Source organism: Actinomadura rayongensis (genome assembly GCF_009831215.1).
In the GTDB taxonomy this organism is placed as follows: Bacteria; Actinomycetota; Actinomycetes; order Streptosporangiales; family Streptosporangiaceae; genus Spirillospora; species Spirillospora rayongensis.
Genome location: NZ_WUTW01000009.1, coordinates 41,093 through 56,846, shown reverse-complemented (window position 1 = coordinate 56,846; position 15,754 = coordinate 41,093). Strand labels below are relative to the sequence as shown.

The window sequence follows — 15,754 nt, the reverse complement described above, 5'->3', positions numbered from 1 at the left end:
GAACATGACCGACCACGCCGTCCACCCCGCGTCCGCCGCGCTCGGCTTCGAGGCGACCGTGCCGCCGTTCGCGGTCAACCGGCGCTCGGCGGCCGAGGTGTTCGTCACCGACGCCGGACGGGTCGCGCCGGACGAGTTCGTCGTCGCGATGCGCGTCCCGCGCGGCCACGTGCTCTGGTCCGACCAGAGCGGCCCGTGGCACGACACCGTCTCGACCGTGGAGGCGTTCCGGCAGGCGTTCGTGCTCGTCCGGAACAAGTACCTGGACGTTCCGCGCGGCACGCCGTCCGGGGTCCAGCGCCTCGACCTGGCCGTGGAAGACCTGGACGCCTACCGCGACGACGGCGTGTCCCCGCTGGACGGCGTCGTCCAGCTCCGCGTCACCCGTCCGGAGGGGCACGGCGACACGTTCGAGATCACCGGCACCTACACCGTCGGGTCCACGCTCGCGATGACGCTGTCGTTCAGCAGCATCATGTTCCCGCGCGAGTCGTACGAGGAGATCCGCGCCTACCAGCGGTCCCGCCGAACGGCCGGAACCGCGCCCGAGGTCCGCCCGGTGGATCCCGCGTCGGTGGGACGCCGCGACCCCCGCAACGTGGTCGTCGGGCGGACGCCGTCCCGGCCGGACCGTTTCCCCGTCGTCCTCGACCGCTCGCACCCGTCGTTCTTCGACCGCGACTACGACCACGTCCCGGGCGCGCTGCTCATCGAGGCGCTGCGCCAGAGCACGCTGCTGACCTCGGCGAACGGCGGCGGCGCCGCGCTGACCCGCGCCGCGCTGGACTTCACGACGTTCGTGGAGCTGGACGCGCCCGTCGCGTGCTCGGTGTCGGTCGCGCGCGGCGCGTCACCGGACGTCGTGACGGCGTCGGCGAACGTCGAACAGTACGGCGAGCGCGTCGCGGGCGGCACGCTCGAACTGACCGCCTACCCCTAGTTGCCCCGTTCGATCGTCAGGGAACGCGCGACGTAGGCGGCGACGGTCTTGCTCAGCGTGTCGAGCGAGGCCGCCGTGACCCGCGTGCCGGCCGACTGCTGGACGAGGAAGTAGGTGAGCGCGGCGGTGCAGGTCGCGGCGGCGGCGCGCGGCAGCGTGCAGACGATCCAGCGCGGCGCGGGCGTGCCCTGCTCGAACGACAGCGTGGTGAGCCCGACGCTGCCGCCCGGGACGGCGTTCTGAGCGGCGATCGAGATCGTGCCCGTCGCCGCGTAGAAGTCGGGCGCGCCGGTCGGGAGGTTCGTGGTCCCCTTTTCGCGCCGCGTGCAGCCGCCGCCGTACGCCGGGGCCCGGAGCTGGGATGCGATGCCGCCGAACACGCTGCACGCGATCTCCGTGCGCGGCGTGACGCCCCCGGCGGTGAACTGCGCCTGGACGCCCTCGCCGCTGTCGCTCCCGATCCACGCGCCCGTCCCGGCGGAGAGCCCCAGGTAGGAGTTGTCGCAGACGGCGGCCGGTCCGATCAGGTACTCGGCGACCGTCCCGTACATGCCCGCCGCGTACACGCGGGCGCGGGGCGGCAGGACGACCTGGCTCGGCAGGCGCACCGACGTCGGCGCGGGCTTCGGCTGCTGCGCCCCCTCCACCGTCTTCTCGCAGGGCTCGGCGGTGACCGTCCGGGTCGGCACGGCGATCGGCTGCAGCTCACCCGACGACGGCACGGTCAACTTCTTCAGCGTGGCGGTCAGGTCGGTGCGGTTGTCCACGAACGCCGGAGGGGTCCCGCCCGCCGACGCCAGCCGCGTCAGCGCCGCCTGCTCCTGCGGCGCGACCTTGTACCCGACGAACCGGAACTGCAGGTCCAGCCCGGCCTTCCGCGCCCGCGCCTCGATTGTGCGCCGCAGCGCGGCCGTGTCGGACGAGCACGCGTCGGCGCCGTGGCCCGTCACGACGACGATCCGGTTCCGCTTGGTGCCCCGCTGCGGGAACCGCCCGGTGAAGTCGTGGATCGCCGCGAGGACGCCGCCGCCGAGCGTGGCCCGTCCGGCGGGGACGATCCGGCGCACGGCGGCGCCGATCTTCGCCCCGTTGCCCGTCCCGCTCCTGACGAGCTGGGCCGTGGCGTGCGGATCGCCGCACGTCCCGCCGAACCGGCGCAGCGCGAGCGCGTCGTGATCGCCCGCGTTCTCCGCCACGGCCGCGACCGCGCCGCGCAGCGCGTCGAAGTCCGCCGCGTTCGTGGCCGAGGCGTCGACCAGCAGCGTCGTCCGGTACTCCGGCGCCATCGACCGGACGACGAAGAACCCGATCGCGGCGACGACCGCGAGGACCCCGGCGACCGACCCGGCGATGATGAGCCGGCGCCTCACGCGTACCCGTCCACAACGCCTCCCGGCCGCGCAGAAGGGCTTCAGCGTAACGACGCACGGCCCGGCGGACCGGCCCTGGCTGGAACCGGCCAGCCCGCGCCTCGGCGACGCTCCGTGATCGCCGTGTGTCGGCGGTGCGGGGCCGGGTACGGGCGCGGACGTGGGAGATTCCAGGGGCCTGGTCCTCAGCGCGGGCGCCCATGGCGGCGCGCTGTGGGAGGTCGGCATGATCATCGGCCTGCGCCGCGCCGGGGTGGACCTCGGGGCGGCGGACCTGATCGTCGGCACCTCGCAGGCCGCGTTCATGGCGACGCTGACCGCGCTGACGGACACGGCGGACGAACTGGAGCACGCCGTCCGGACGATCGGGGAGCGGCGCCAGCAGACGTACGTGCCCGAGGTCGAGGCGGACCAGTTCATGCACACGCTCTACACGGCGTCCGACACCTCGCCGTCCGCGCGGGAACGCCGACAGCGGCTGGGCGCGCTGGCCTGCGAGTCCGACACGGAACGGGCGGCACCGCGCCTGGACATCGCGATCGCCGGGCTGCCGTCCGACCGGTGGCCGGACGACCGCGACCTCGTCCTGCCCACGGTCGAGACCGAGAGCGGCGAGCGCGCCGTCTGGCGGCGCGCGGACGGGGTGCCGCTGCCGACGGCCCTGCGCGCGGCCTGCACGATCCCGACGGTGTTCCGCCCGGTCGAGATCGCCGGCCGTCACCACATGGACGGCATGGCCTACTCGCTCGCCAACGCCGACCTCGCCGCCGGGCACGACCGCGTCCTGGTCCTGCTGCCGCTGCGCCCCCTCCTCCCGGACGCCGTCGTGCGCCGCGAACTGGCCGCGCTGGACCCCGGCCGCACCACCGTGATCGGCCCCGACGCCGAGTCGGTGGAGGCCTTCAAGACGAGCCTGTTCGACCCGCGCATCTGGGTGACGTTCCTGGAGTTCGGCCAGCGGCAGGCCGCCGCCCGGGCCGCCGAGATCGCCGCCGCCTGGACCGGCTGAGCCCCGGGCCGTCCGACCGCCGGTGCGCGCCGCCCGGGAATATACCGGCCGGGGGTATCGTTCGGCCGGGCTGACGGTTCGACGCACCCCGGGAGGCACCATGAGCGACCACCATTCCCACGCGGCACCGGCGGCCGTGGGCGCGACGTGGGCGGCGGCGGCCCAGGCCACCTTGCACTGCCTCACCGGGTGCGCCATCGGCGAGGTGCTCGGCATGGTCCTCGGGACGCTGTTCGGCTGGTCGAACGTCCCGACCTTCGCGGCGGCGGTCGTCCTCGCGTTCGTCTTCGGCTACGGGCTGACGATGCGCGGCGTGCTCCGCGCGGGCCTGTCGGTGCGGGCCGCGCTGAAGGTCGCGCTGGCCGCCGACACCGTCTCGATCGCCGTGATGGAACTGCTCGACAACGCGACCGTCGTGGCGTTCCCCGGCGCGATGGACGCGGGACTCGGCGACGCGCTGTTCTGGATCTCGCTGGCCGTGGCCTTCCTGATCGCCTTCCTGCTCACCACGCCCGTCAACCGCTGGATGATCGGACGCGGCAAGGGCCACGCGGTCGTCCACCGGTACCACCACTAGGGGAGCGGCCGGGCGCCCCGCAGGAACTGTTCGGTCGCGGTCTCCACGAGGCCGTCCCGCATCTCCGGCGGGACGACGTCGCCGTTGACGAGCGCGGCGATGCCCTGGAGCGTCGCGAACAGGATGAGCCCGGCCTGCTCGGGCTCGCCCGCCTGCAACGCGCCCTCCGCCTGCCCCTGCACGATCAGCTCGTTGACCAGCGCGAACGCCCCCTCGGCCGCCCGGGCGACCCGCTCCCCGCCCGGCCGGTGCTTGCTGCGGAACATCAGTTCCAGGAGCGCGGCGTTCTCGGTGGCGAAGCGCGTGTAGGCCGTCGCGACGGCCTGGAGCCGCACGGCGAAATCGTCGGCCGTGTCGGCGAGCGCGGCGCGCAGCACGGTGTCGAGCCGGGCGAACCCGGTTTCGGCGAGGGCGTCGAGCAGCGCCCGGCGGTCCGGGAAGTGGCGGCGCGGCGCGGCGTGGCTGACGCCGAGTTCCCGGGCCAGGTCGCGCAACGACAGCCCGTCGACGCCGTCCTCCCGCAGTCGGCGCTCGGCCGCCTGGAGCAGGCCGGCACGGAGATGTCCGTGGTGGTAGGGCCGCTCACCGGTTTCTGGCACGCGGCACATCGTAGCAAGATGTTTCCGTTGCCAACTTTGTTGTCACCGTCTACTTTGTAGCTCATGACTACATTCAGCGTTTCCGACGTCCCGTCCCTCGACGGCCGCACGGTCGTCGTCACCGGCGCGAACAGCGGGCTGGGCCGCGCCACCGCCCGGGTCCTGGCCGCCAGGGGCGCGCGCGTCATCCTGGCCGTGCGCGACACCGCCAAGGGCCGGGAGGCCGCCGCCGCGATGCCGGGCGCCACCGAGGTGCGGCGGCTCGACCTCGCCGACCTGGCCTCGGTCCGCGCGTTCGCGGCGGACGTCACCGAGTCGGTCGACCTGCTGATCAACAACGCGGGCGTCATGATCCCGCCGTTCTCCCGCACGGCGGACGGCTTCGAGCTGCAGTTCGGCACCAACCACCTCGGCCACTTCGCGCTCACGAACCTGCTGCTGCCCCGGATCACGGGACGGGTCGTGACCGTCTCGTCCAACGCCCACCGGACCGGGACGATCGACTTCGACGACCTCAACTGGGAGCGCAGGCCGTACCGACCGATGGCCGCGTACGCGCAGTCCAAGCTCGCCAACCTGCTGTTCACGTCCGAACTGCAGCGGCGGCTCGCCGGCTCGCCGGTCATCGCGACCGCCGCGCATCCCGGCCTCGCGGCGACCGACCTGCTGCGTCCGGACGGCCGCAACCGCGTGCGCCACCTCGCCGAGAAGGCGGCGGTCCGGCTGCTCGCCCAGAGCGACGAGGCCGGCGCGCTGCCGACGCTCTACGCGGCCGTCGCCGACGTCCCGGGCGACGGCTACGCTGGCCCGCGCGGCTTCCTGGGGTGGCGCGGCAGGCCCAAGCTCGTCGGACGCTCGGCGAAGGCCCGCGACGCCGAGGCCGCCCGCCGCCTCTGGACCGTCTCGGAGGAACTGACGGGCGTCACGTCGCCCCTGACCGTCTGAGACGCCCGGCGCCGACAGGTTGGTACGAGAGTTCGCCGAAAAGCCGTCCATGCGTGGTTGCGTTCTGTCATCCTGTGAACACAGGAGGTTCGATGGTCGCTGGGCTGCCACGGCATGTGGCCTGCGTGATGGACGGCAACGGACGCTGGGCCGAGCAGCGCGGGCGGACCCGGACGGAGGGCCACCGCGTCGCGGAGGGCTCCGTCATCGACGTCATCGAGACGTCCCACGCGTGCGGCATCGAGTGGCTGACCCTGTACGCGTTCTCGACGGAGAACTGGACGCGTCCCGACGCGGAGGTCGCGTTCCTCATGCGGCTGGTGCAGCGGGCGCTGCGCAGGCACGCGCCGTCGCTGCACCTGCGCGGGATCCGCTGCCGCTTCCTCGGCGGCGACGACCCGCGGATCCCGCGGTCCCTCGCCCGCGACATCGCCGAGCTCGCCGAGCTGACCAGCGGGAACACGCGGATGACGCTGACCGTCGCGTTCGACCACGGCGGCCGGGACGCGATCGTCCGCGCGGCGCGGACGCTGGTGCGCGACGGCCTCACCGAGGACGCCGTCACCGAGGAGGCGCTGGCCGCGCGGTTCCAGCACCCCGACACCCCGGACGTCGACCTCGTGATCCGGACGTCCGGCGAGCAGCGCGTCTCGAACTTCATGCTCTGGCAGATCGCCTACGCCGAATGGATGTTCCCCCCGACCCTGTGGCCCGACTTCCGGGCCGCGGAGTACCGCGCGTGCCTGGAGGAGTACCGGCGGCGCAAGCGCCGGTACGGAGGTCTCGGCCGCTTCGACGCGATGGAGATGATCTGACGTGACGGAACCCCTCGACCACGAACAGCGGATCGCGCTCGTGCGCACGTTCGGCACCGGGTCGCTGCTGCGGAAGCTGACCAGCGAGCTGCGCTGGGGCCTGGCCGCCACCCGCGCCACCGTCCTGGAGGCCGCGCATCCCCAGGTGGGCGGCGCCCTGCTCGACCACTCGACGTTCGTCGCGCACCCGTGGCGGCGGCTGTTCAACACGATCACCAGCGTCGACCGCCTCGTGGACGAGGACGTCGCCGTCCAGCTGCGCGAGGTCGACCGGCTCAACCGGCTGCACGCCCGCATCACCGGGACCGACGAGCAGGGCCGCCCCTACAGCGCCCTCGACGCCGACGCCCGCGCCTGGGTGATCGCCACCCTGTACGACTCGACGGTCGAGGTCTGCCGCCTCACCGGAACGCCGCTCACCGCCAAGGAGGAGGCGCAGCTGTACGAGGAGTACAAGGCGGTGCTGACCGTCCTCCAGGGCCGGGACGACCTGCTGCCGCCGACGCTGCGGGAGTTCCGCGCGTACTTCGACGCGATGGTCGCCGAGCGCCTGGAGGACAACGCGGCGGTCCGGTCCATCGTCGACGGGCTGTTCGCGACGGTCCCGGCGCCGCCGCTGCTGCGGGCCCGGCCCGCGCTCTGGGCCGTCGCGCGGGCGATGGTCAGCCCGGTCGCGTCGGCCGTCACGCTCGCCGCGCTCCCCGAGACCTACCGTTCCAAGCACGGCTTCGCGGTTCCGTTCGGCGCGGACGCGCTCATGCGCGGCGGCTACTTCGGCGTGGGCGTGATCACGCTGCTGCTCCCGCCGTCGATCGGGCGCACCAGCCTGCTGATCGACCTCCTGGACCCGTCCCGCGAGTCCACGCTCGGCCCGATCAAGATGATGGGCCTGCTGATGGAGCAGGCCGCCAAGGCGCAGGCGCTGCTGCGCCCGCGGCACCGGGCCCCCGCGTCCCGGGACGCCGACCGGCTGTTCCACGAGGTCCTCGACCAGACCGGCGACGGGCGCCTGACCTGGCCGGACCTCGCCGCGATGGCCCGGGAGATCGCCACCCGGCTCGACCTCGACGAGCCCGCCGAGACCCGCCTGTTCGGCGCGTTCGCTGCCTGGTGGCGGGAACTGCTCACCGCGATGGACGCCGACGGGGACGAGGTCGTCACGCGCGAAGAGTTCGCGGCGGGCGCCGCCGGCCTGTCCGGACCGGCGCTGGCCCACGTCGCCGAGGTGCTGTTCGAGACGGCCGACAAGGACGGCAGCGGCACGATCTCGGCCGAGGAGTACCGCCTGCTGTTCCGCTCGGGCTTCCAGCGGGACGTGGAGACCACCGCGACCGGCGACATCACCGCGGGCGCGTTCGTCGCGGAGTTCCTGTCCTTCATGACGGGCCGGACGCCGTCGTCGGCCTGCGACAACCTCCTGGCCACCGCCTGACGCCTGGCCGGATGCTGCCGCGCGGACGCGTCGGGCGGGCCGCCCGTGCCCGTCGCCGTCCGTGCGTTGTCCCCGCGCTGATCACCTTCGCGCGAGCGGCACGACGCGTCCGCACGGCCGCACGATCGTTTTGCGCTCCGGTTTGGTGAGCGAGAACTCCCTCGAAATTGACGCAATCGCCAGATGGTCACATCTGCGCTGCTCCGGAGCCACCTCATCCATGCCCGACCGGATCCGATCTTCGCCTTACCGTCTGTTCGGGCGGTTGCGGAAGCCGCCTCCGGATGGCCGGAACGTGTCGTAGCGAGGGAGTTTCCTGTGGCGGACGTCGATCTCGGATTAGCCAGCGACTGGGACGAGGGGGACACCCACGGCCGCGTGCGGCTGCGGGACAACCAGGTCTACCCGAACACGCAGAAGAAGGACGTGGTCGTCAGCTCGCCCTGCAGCATCGAGCTGAGCGTCAACACCAACTACTCGACCTCGCAGGAGGCCGACAAGGTCATCTTCACGACCTACCACGGGACCGAGAAGAAGATCATCGCGATCCTGGACTCCAACGGCGACCTGTACGTCGCCGGCCGGGTGATCCAGCAGGCCGGGAACCTGTCGTACACCTAGACCGGACCGGTCCCGCGGGGCGCCCTTCGCCGCGAAGGGCGCCCCGCGCGCTTCGTCGGCCAACTTTCCGGCCCGGCGGCGTGTCTCACCCTCCGTGCAGTCCCGACGAGAGGAGTTCCCGGATGACGCGTCGAGTCCGTGTGCCGGTGGTGACCGCCCTGCTGCTGGCGGGCTCGGTCGTATCGGCCGCGCCCGCGTCCGCCGTCATCGGCGGGTCGAGGAGCACGTACGCGCCGTGGGCCGTGCGGATGCTCATCGACGGGAAACCGGCCTGCACCGGGACGGCGATCACGCGGCAATGGATCCTCAGCGCGTCCCACTGCTTCTACGAGCAGGCGCAGCCGGTCCGTGACAAGCGGATCTCCTTCCGGGTGGGCGACCTCGACATGCGCAAGGGCGTCACGGTCCGTCCGGTCGGCAGGCGGGTGGGGAGCGCGCACGCCGACATGATGCTCATCAAGGTGGCGCCGATGAACGTCCCGACGGTGCGCCTGGCCACGGCGCACGTCCGTCGCGGTCAGCTCGTGCGGCAGTACGGCTGGGGCGCCACATGCACGACGGACGAGAACGCCTGCCAGTCGCCCGTCCTGAAGCAGTCGACGCTGCGGGTGGTGCGGCCGGACGACCCCCGGTGCAAGGGCTACACCGCCCCGGGAGGCCCGGACTTCTGCATGGAGAAGGTGTCCGGGATCCCCGCCGGCGGCGACTCCGGCGGCCCGGTGACGAGCATCGGGCCGCGCGGCACCGAGGTCCTGCTCGGCGTGTTCGACGGCTCCGACCGGGAGCGGACCGCCGAGGCCGGGGAGATCGTCCAGCAGCTCGCCTGGATCCGCGCGGTAGTCCGGCGGTAGCCCCCGCCGCACGAGGCGTGCCGCAGGGCTCAGGCGTCCAGGGGGCGGTGCTTGGCGAGGCGTGCCGCGATGAGGGCGCCCGTGCGGGCCGTCACCGGTTCGCCGGCGGCCAGGCCGAGCCGGTCGGCGAGGTCGCGCAGGTGCAGGTCGACGGTCGTCTCGACCAGGACGGCGACGGTGTCGGCGGCGGTGCGGGCCTTCGTCCAGGCGGTCGCGGCCGTCACGGCGGCGATGAGCAGGGCGGGCCACCACCACGGGGCCAGCACGAGGTAGAGCAGCGACCAGCCGAACAGCAGCGCGGCGCGTTCGTAGGCGTCCTGCGCCGCCGCGACGTCGGCGCGCAGCGGCTCGGACGCCAGGCTCCACAGGTGCGGCCACGCGCTGTCCAGGCCGAACCCGTACGTCGTCCGGACGCGTTCGGCGGCGGCACGGAGCCGGTCGGCGATCCACGTCGGACGGTCGGGCTCGACCAGGCAGACGGCGTCCCGGCGGTCGGTCGCGCGCCGCGCGGCGACGGCGTGGCGGGCGGCGGAGTGCGGCGCGGCGTGGCGGGCGGCGGAGTGCGGCGCGGCGTCGTACTCGCGCGCCGCGGCCTTTACCGCCTCGTCGGCGGCGAACCAGCGGCGACGGCGCCACGCGCGCAGCAGCGACCAGGGGAGACGGCGCCCGGGAAGGTTCCAGAGCCGCCGGACGGCGTTCCCCGCCGCCGTCGCCGCGAGCCCCGCCGCGGCCGAGCCGATGAGCACGCCCGCGGCTGCGACGAGCACGGCCCCGGTGCTGCGGGCGGCGGGCTGGGCGGCGAGCGCGTCCAGCCAGTGCGCCAGCCGCCGCGCCGACAGGGCGTGGGTCTGGCCGAGCCGGGCCGCGAGCGCGACGGCGCCGAGGAACAGCAGCCCCGGGCCGAGCAGCGCCGTGACCCACCGGTCGGCGAGCTTGGCGCCGATCGCGCCGAGGAAGGCGGTCACGTCGGCAGGCGCACCAGGTCCAGCGCCCGTTCGCGGAAGGAGCACTCGTGGGGCCCGGACGGCGCCGGACGCGTCTCGACCCGGCTGCAGATCCGCCCCGGGCACATCCACACGTCGAGGCCCGTGCTCGGCGCGATGTCGATGCGGGGCAGCGCGCGGTGCGTGCCGCCGAGCCCGTCCAGGACGGTGTCGGCGGCGGCTTCGAGGGCGTCCAGGTCGGCCTCCAGCGCGGCGCGGTCGAACGATCCGGACGCCACTGCCGCGCGAATGCGGTCGAGCGCGTCGGACACCGCGAGGTCGCGCGCCAGGTCGTCCAGCGCCCCGCCGCGCGCGTAGCGGCACAGCCGCTCGATCCGTGCCGCCAAGCCCATCGCGGTGCCTTTCGCGGGTGTGAACGGCGATCCCGGCCAGCCTAGGCACCTTCGGACGCGCCGGGCCGGTTTTGACCGGATGCTGCCGTTCGAAGCGCGCACCGCATCGCACGAGCGACGATGTGCGCATGACCGCCGACGAGACCGACCGGCTGCGCGCGGCCGTCGCCGCGGGCCGGACGGCGCTCGCCGCGATCGAAGGCCCCGGACGGCGCCGGTACCTCGCCGAACTCGGCGACGACCTGGCGCTGCTCGCGGCTCAGACGAAGGACGCGGCGCTGGCGGACGAGGCCGTCCGGACGCGGGAGGCGGCGCTCGACGCCGTGCCCGAGCAGGACGACACCGAACGCGTCACCTATCTCGACGGGCTCGCCACGGTCCTCGGCGTCGCCTACGAGGTCGGCGACGATCCCGCGCTGCTGGCGCGGTCGGTGGAGGTGCAGCGCGCGGCCGTCCGCGCCGCCCCCGACGACGCGCGGCGCGAGAACCTGCGGACCAGCCTGCGGGACCTGTGGGACCACCGCCCCGACGCCGCGCTGCTGGAGGAGGCGGTCGCCCTCGGACGCATCCTGCCGGCCACGACCGAGTCCCGCGCGGACCTCTGCCTCGACCTGGTGAAACTGTTCGACATGACCGGCCGGGAGGAACTGCTGCCCGAAGCGGTCGCGGCGGGCCGCGAGGCACTGGGCGCCCCGCCGGACGACGGGATGCGCACCTGGGCGCTTTTCGCGCAGGGCCAGGCGCTGATGCGGCTCTACCAGCGGCGTCCGGACCCCGCGACGCTGGCGGAGTTCACCAAGGTCAGCCGGGAGTGGGTCACCGCCACGGCGGACGATCCCGACGGCCACGCCCAGGCTCAGACCGCTTACGCGACCGCCCTCGTGCGCGTCCACGAACGCACCGGCGACCCGGACGCGGCCCGCACCGCGCTGGAGACGGCCCAGGCGGCGGCAGCGCACCCGACCGACGACGCCTTCCTGCGGGCCTGGGCACTCGACGCGCTCGGGAGCGCCCGGTTCCGGATGTTCATCGCTGCGGACGATCCGGACGAGCTGCGCGCGGCCGTCACCGCCCAGAACGAGGCGCTGGCCCTGGCGGCCGGGAAGGACATTCTGCGCGCCCAGGTCCTCACCAACCTCGGGCTGGCGCTGATGACGCTCTACGGACGGCTCGGCGATCTGGACGTCCTGCGCCAGGCCGTCGCGGTGGCCCGGGAGTCGGTGGCCGCGACCCGGGTCGCCGTCGTCGAGCGCCACCTCGTCCTCGGGCATCTCAGCGGCATGCTCCAGCTCCTCGCCCGGCGGACCGGTGACCTCGCGACCGTGCGCGAGGCGATCACGGTGGCGCGCGCGGCGGTCGCCGTCACGACGGCCGCGCACAGCGACCGCGCCGTCTGCCTCCTGCGGCTCGGCGACGCCCTCGACCTGCTGTACGACCGGACCATGGTCCCCGCCACCGGCCGGGAGGTGATCGCCGTGCGGCGCGCGGCGGTCGCGGCGCTGCCGGACGAGCACCCGGCCGCGGGCTTCGTGCGGGCCGGGCTCTGCTCGGCCCTCGCCCGGCACGCCCGGCGGACGGGCGACGCCGCCGCCCTGGCCGAGTCCATCGCGGTCGGCCGCGCCGCCGTGGCCGCCCTGCGCCCGGGAACGAGCGCGGCCGACCTCGCCGAGCACCATCTCGCGTCCGCGCTGGTCACCGACTACGAGCGGGGCGGGGACCGGACGCGCCTGGACGAGGCGCTGCGCGGATACGAACGGGTCCTGGCGTCGCCCGACGCGCCCGTCGCCGACTGGTCGATCGCGGGCCGCGCACTGGCGGTGGCCGCGCTCACCGCCGGCGACCCCGGCAAGGCCCTCGCGGCGATCGAGCGGGTGGTCGAGGTCGTGCCGCGGCTGGCGTCCCGGGACCTGCGCTCGTCCGACCGCGCGCACCGGCTGGGCGAGCTGGCCGGCACCCCGTCGATCGCGGCCCGCGCGGCGATCGCCGCCGGCCGTCCCGAGCGGGCGGTGGAACTGCTGGAGCAGTCGCGCGGCGTGCTGCTGACCGAGGAGACGAGCGCGGCGGGCGAGATCGCGCGCCTGCGCCGCACCGACCCCGAACTCGGCGCGGCGGCCGAACGGCTGTTCGCCGACCTCGCGCGGCTGGACGGAGCGGACGCCGCGACCGCCTTCGACGCCGCCGAGGACCGGCGCGTCGCCCGGGAACGCTGGGACGGCCTGCTGCGCCGCGTCCGGGACCGTCCCGGCCTGGCCGGCTTCCTGCTGCCGCCGTCGATCGGGACGCTGGCGTCCGCGGCCGAGGACGGGCCGGTCGTCATGGTGACCGCCCTCGGCGACGCGCTCGTGCTCACCGGCGGGTCGGTCCGCCACGTCCCGCTGCCGGACGCCCCGGAGCACGAGGTGATCGCCCGCACGAACGCGTTCCTGCGCGCCCGCCGCCGCGCCCAGGACCCCACCGAGCCGCTGCGCGCCCGGCGGGCCGCGCAGACGACGGTGCACCGCACGCTCGAATGGCTCTGGGACGCGATCGCCGCCCCGATCCTGGACGACCTCGGATACACGGCTCCGCCCACCGGGCGCTGGCCCCGCGTGTGGTGGTCCCCGGTCGGCAGCCTGAGTTCGCTCCCGCTGCACGCGGCCGGGTACCACGGGGACGTCGTCGACGGGACGCCGCAGCCGCGCACGGTCCTGGATCGCGTCGTGTCGTCCTACACGCCGTCCGTCGAGGCTCTCCTGCACGCGCGGCGGCCGGTGCCGGACACGGCGCCGCGCGCGCTCATCGTCGCGGTGCCCGATCTGCCCGCCACGCCGCCGCTGGACGGCATCCGCGCCGAGATCGCCGACCTCGCCCGGCTGCTCGGCGACGCGGACGTCCTCGACGGGCCGGCCGCGACGGGCCGGGCGCTGCTGGACGCGCTGCCCGCCCACCCGGTCGTCCATCTGGCCTGCCACGGGATCAGCGACTGGACGTCCCCGTTCGAGGGCCGGCTGCTGCTGCACGGCCACGCCATGACCGTCGCGGCGCTGCGCGGTCGTCAGCTCCCGGACGCGCGGCTCGCGTTCCTGTCGGCCTGCGAGACGTCCGACGCGGCGCCGCGGATGCTGGACGAGGCGATCCACCTCACCGGGGCGTTCCAGCTCGCCGGGTATCGGCACGTCGTCGGGACGCTGTGGCCGGTGAACGACGGGGCCGCCCACCAGATCGCCACCGACGTCTACGACCGGCTGACCGGCCACGGGACCCGCCCGCCCGACGTCGGCGCGACCGCTCTGGCGCTGCACCACGCCGTCCGGCGCCGCCGCGTCCACGACGGACGGCTGCGGGCGCCGACGCAGTGGGCCGCGCACCTGCACACGGGCGCATGACCGGGCACGAGACGCCGGCGGAGGAGATCCTCGCCGCGTTCCCCGAGCCGGGCACCACGGACGTCGTCGCGCTGGTCGTCCGCGCCGGCGTGCACCGCGACGCGGGCCGCCACGCCGACGCGCTGCGCGACCTGGACCGCGCGATCGACGTCGAGCCGGACAACACGTGGGCGCTCGCGACCAGGGCCGCCGCCCTGCGCGCCCTCGGCCGCGACGCCGACGCGCTGCGCGACCTGGACCGGGTCCTCGCGCTCGACCCGGACGACGCGTGGGCGCTGTCGGAGCGCGGCGAACTGCGGGCGGAGAACGGCGATTCCGACCACGACCGCGCCGTCGCGCTGCACCCCCGGTCGGCGTGGGCGCTCGCCCATCGCGGCGCCGGGCACCGCCGCGCCGGCCGCGACGCCGACGCGCTCGCCGACCTGGACGCGGCGGTATCCCTCGCGGCCGACTGGCACTGGCCCTACGGCGAGCGCGCGCGGGCGCACCACGCGCGGGGCCGCCACGAGGACGCGCTGCGCGACCTGGACGACGCCGTGCGGATCAAGCCGGACGACGCGCTGAACATGGCGCTGCGCGGCCAGGTCCACCGCGAGCTGGGCCGCCACGCCGACGCGCTCGCCGACCTCGACCGCGCGCTCGCCCGCACCCCCGGCGACGCCGGGATCGTCGGCGGCCGGGGCCGGACGTGGAACGCGCTCGGCCGCCCCGACCGCGCGCTCGCCGACTTCGACCACGCGCTCCGCCTCGCGCCCGACCTGGTCTGGGTCCGCTACGAGCGCGCCGCGACCCACGTCCGCGCGGAACGCGACGACGCGGCCCTGCCCGACTACGACCACGTCCTGCGGCTCGACCCGGACCACCTGGCGTCGCTGCTCGACCGCGGCAGCGTGCACCTGCGGCGCGGCCGGTTCGCCGCGGCGCTGGCCGACCACGAGCGGGCCGTGCGGCTCGCGCCCGCCTCCGCCCAGGCCCGCGCGCGACGCGGGGAGACGCTGCTGCTGGCGGGACGTCCCGACGACGCGCTGGCGGACCTGGACCGCGCGATCGACCTCGGGGACGCCTCCGACGCGACCCTCGCCTGCCGCGCGGAGGCGTGCCGCCTGCTCGGCCGGCATGAGGAGGCACTGCGCGACTTCGACCGGGCGCTCGCGCTGCGCGACGACGTCGGCTGGGTCCACGGCGCGCGCGGCCTCGCGCTCTGGGAGACGCGCCGTCCGGCCGAGGCCGTCGCCGGCTTCGACCGCTGCATCGCCCTGAACCCGACCCTGTACTGGGCGTTCGGCGTCCGGGGCGAGTGCCGCCGCCTGCTCGGCGACGACGAAGGCTCGCTCACCGACTTCGGACGCGCGCTGGAGCTGAACGCCGAGTACCCGTTCGCGTTCGGCTCGCGCGGCCAGGCCCGCACGGTCCTCGGCCGCTTCCCCGACGCGCTGGCCGACTTCGAGCGCGCTCGCGAACTCGACCCCGACGCCGCATGGATCATCAGGGAGCACGGCCGGTGCCGTCTCGTCGCCGGAGACCCCGGCGGTTCCCTGGCCGATCTCGACGCCGCCGTCGGCCTGCTGCCGGACTACGGCGAAGCGCTCGTGGACCGCGCGCTGGCCCGGCTGCTGTTCGGCGACCGTCCCGGCGCCGCCGCCGACCTCACGGCCGCCGCCGCGCTGCTCGACACGACCCCGCTCGACGACGTCGCCGCGTTCAACCTGCTCGTCGTCCACGCCGCCGCCGGGGACCGGGCCGCCGCGGAACGCCTGCTGGACGACGCCGCCGGGCGGCCCGTCCACGCCCCGCGACGGCGCGCCGTCCAGAGCCTGCGCGTTCTGGCGACCGCGCCGGGCGTGGACGAGCCGTGGATCACATCCCTGATCGTCCGCCTGGCCTGAGCGCGGGC

14 protein-coding genes are annotated in these 15,754 nt (G+C 75.0%); 10 read left to right on the top strand and 4 right to left on the bottom strand.

Features of this window, described 5'->3' with window-relative positions; genetic code table 11:
• Window positions 1–4 precede the first annotated feature (4 nt).
• On the top strand, window positions 5–940 hold the full coding sequence (locus GQ466_RS28010; protein ID WP_161106069.1) for an AfsA-related hotdog domain-containing protein: 936 nt from the start codon (window positions 5–7) through the stop codon (window positions 938–940).
• Here the strand turns inward: GQ466_RS28010 and GQ466_RS28005 are convergent.
• Entirely contained in the window at window positions 937–2,310 is a 1,374-nt protein-coding gene (locus tag GQ466_RS28005) for a vWA domain-containing protein (protein WP_161106068.1), read from the bottom strand. The genes GQ466_RS28010 and GQ466_RS28005 overlap by 4 nt on opposite strands.
• A 160-nt stretch (window positions 2,311–2,470) precedes the next feature.
• On the opposite strand from GQ466_RS28005, the gene GQ466_RS28000 reads away from it, so the two are divergent.
• Together GQ466_RS28000 and GQ466_RS27995 are read left to right on the top strand one after the other, a co-directional pair.
• Complete coding sequence (locus GQ466_RS28000; protein WP_161106067.1) at window positions 2,471–3,319, top strand: patatin-like phospholipase family protein; 849 nt, start codon at window positions 2,471–2,473, stop codon at window positions 3,317–3,319.
• A gap of 100 nt (window positions 3,320–3,419) precedes the next feature.
• Window positions 3,420–3,896, top strand: a complete 477-nt coding sequence (locus GQ466_RS27995; protein ID WP_161106066.1) for a DUF4396 domain-containing protein — start codon at window positions 3,420–3,422, stop codon at window positions 3,894–3,896.
• Here GQ466_RS27995 and GQ466_RS27990 read toward each other — a convergent pair.
• Window positions 3,893–4,495, bottom strand: coding sequence for a TetR/AcrR family transcriptional regulator (locus GQ466_RS27990; protein ID WP_337193654.1), 603 nt, complete (start codon window positions 4,493–4,495; stop codon window positions 3,893–3,895). The genes GQ466_RS27995 and GQ466_RS27990 overlap by 4 nt on opposite strands.
• Before the next feature lie 63 nt (window positions 4,496–4,558).
• Between GQ466_RS27990 and GQ466_RS27985 the strand changes: the two genes are divergently transcribed.
• The 5 genes from GQ466_RS27985 (at window position 4,559) to GQ466_RS27965 (ending at window position 9,159) form a co-directional block, all read left to right on the top strand.
• Complete coding sequence (locus tag GQ466_RS27985) at window positions 4,559–5,440, top strand: oxidoreductase (RefSeq protein ID WP_161106064.1); 882 nt, start codon at window positions 4,559–4,561, stop codon at window positions 5,438–5,440.
• A 92-nt stretch (window positions 5,441–5,532) separates the two neighbouring features.
• Window positions 5,533–6,255 carry a polyprenyl diphosphate synthase gene (gene uppS / locus GQ466_RS27980; RefSeq protein ID WP_161106063.1) on the top strand — a complete coding sequence of 241 codons (723 nt, stop codon included), beginning with the start codon at window positions 5,533–5,535 and terminating at the stop codon, window positions 6,253–6,255.
• Window position 6,256: 1 nt separating this feature from the next.
• Window positions 6,257–7,687 (top strand): oxygenase MpaB family protein, encoded by a 1,431-nt coding sequence (locus tag GQ466_RS27975; protein ID WP_337193653.1) that lies wholly within the window; start codon window positions 6,257–6,259, stop codon window positions 7,685–7,687.
• A gap of 318 nt (window positions 7,688–8,005) precedes the next feature.
• Entirely contained in the window at window positions 8,006–8,308 is a 303-nt protein-coding gene (locus tag GQ466_RS27970) for a DUF6342 family protein (RefSeq protein WP_161106062.1), read from the top strand.
• Window positions 8,309–8,430: 122 nt separating this feature from the next.
• Window positions 8,431–9,159 carry a S1 family peptidase gene (locus GQ466_RS27965; protein WP_161106061.1) on the top strand — a complete coding sequence of 243 codons (729 nt, stop codon included), beginning with the start codon at window positions 8,431–8,433 and terminating at the stop codon, window positions 9,157–9,159.
• Window positions 9,160–9,188: 29 nt separating this feature from the next.
• Here GQ466_RS27965 and GQ466_RS27960 read toward each other — a convergent pair whose 3' ends face one another.
• Both GQ466_RS27960 and GQ466_RS27955 read right to left on the bottom strand, forming a co-directional pair.
• The gene (locus GQ466_RS27960; protein WP_161106060.1) at window positions 9,189–10,124 is read right to left on the bottom strand and encodes a hypothetical protein; all 936 of its coding nucleotides are present in this window, start codon (window positions 10,122–10,124) and stop codon (window positions 9,189–9,191) included.
• Window positions 10,121–10,495 carry a hypothetical protein gene (locus GQ466_RS27955; protein WP_161106059.1) on the bottom strand — a complete coding sequence of 125 codons (375 nt, stop codon included), beginning with the start codon at window positions 10,493–10,495 and terminating at the stop codon, window positions 10,121–10,123. The genes GQ466_RS27960 and GQ466_RS27955 overlap by 4 nt, the downstream gene beginning before the upstream one ends.
• A gap of 128 nt (window positions 10,496–10,623) precedes the next feature.
• Between GQ466_RS27955 and GQ466_RS27950 the strand changes: the two genes are divergently transcribed.
• Window positions 10,624–13,860 (top strand): CHAT domain-containing protein, encoded by a 3,237-nt coding sequence (locus GQ466_RS27950; protein WP_161106058.1) that lies wholly within the window; start codon window positions 10,624–10,626, stop codon window positions 13,858–13,860.
• Window positions 13,857–15,746, top strand: a complete 1,890-nt coding sequence (locus GQ466_RS27945) for a tetratricopeptide repeat protein (RefSeq protein ID WP_161106057.1) — start codon at window positions 13,857–13,859, stop codon at window positions 15,744–15,746. The genes GQ466_RS27950 and GQ466_RS27945 overlap by 4 nt, the downstream gene beginning before the upstream one ends.
• Window positions 15,747–15,754 lie beyond the last annotated feature (8 nt).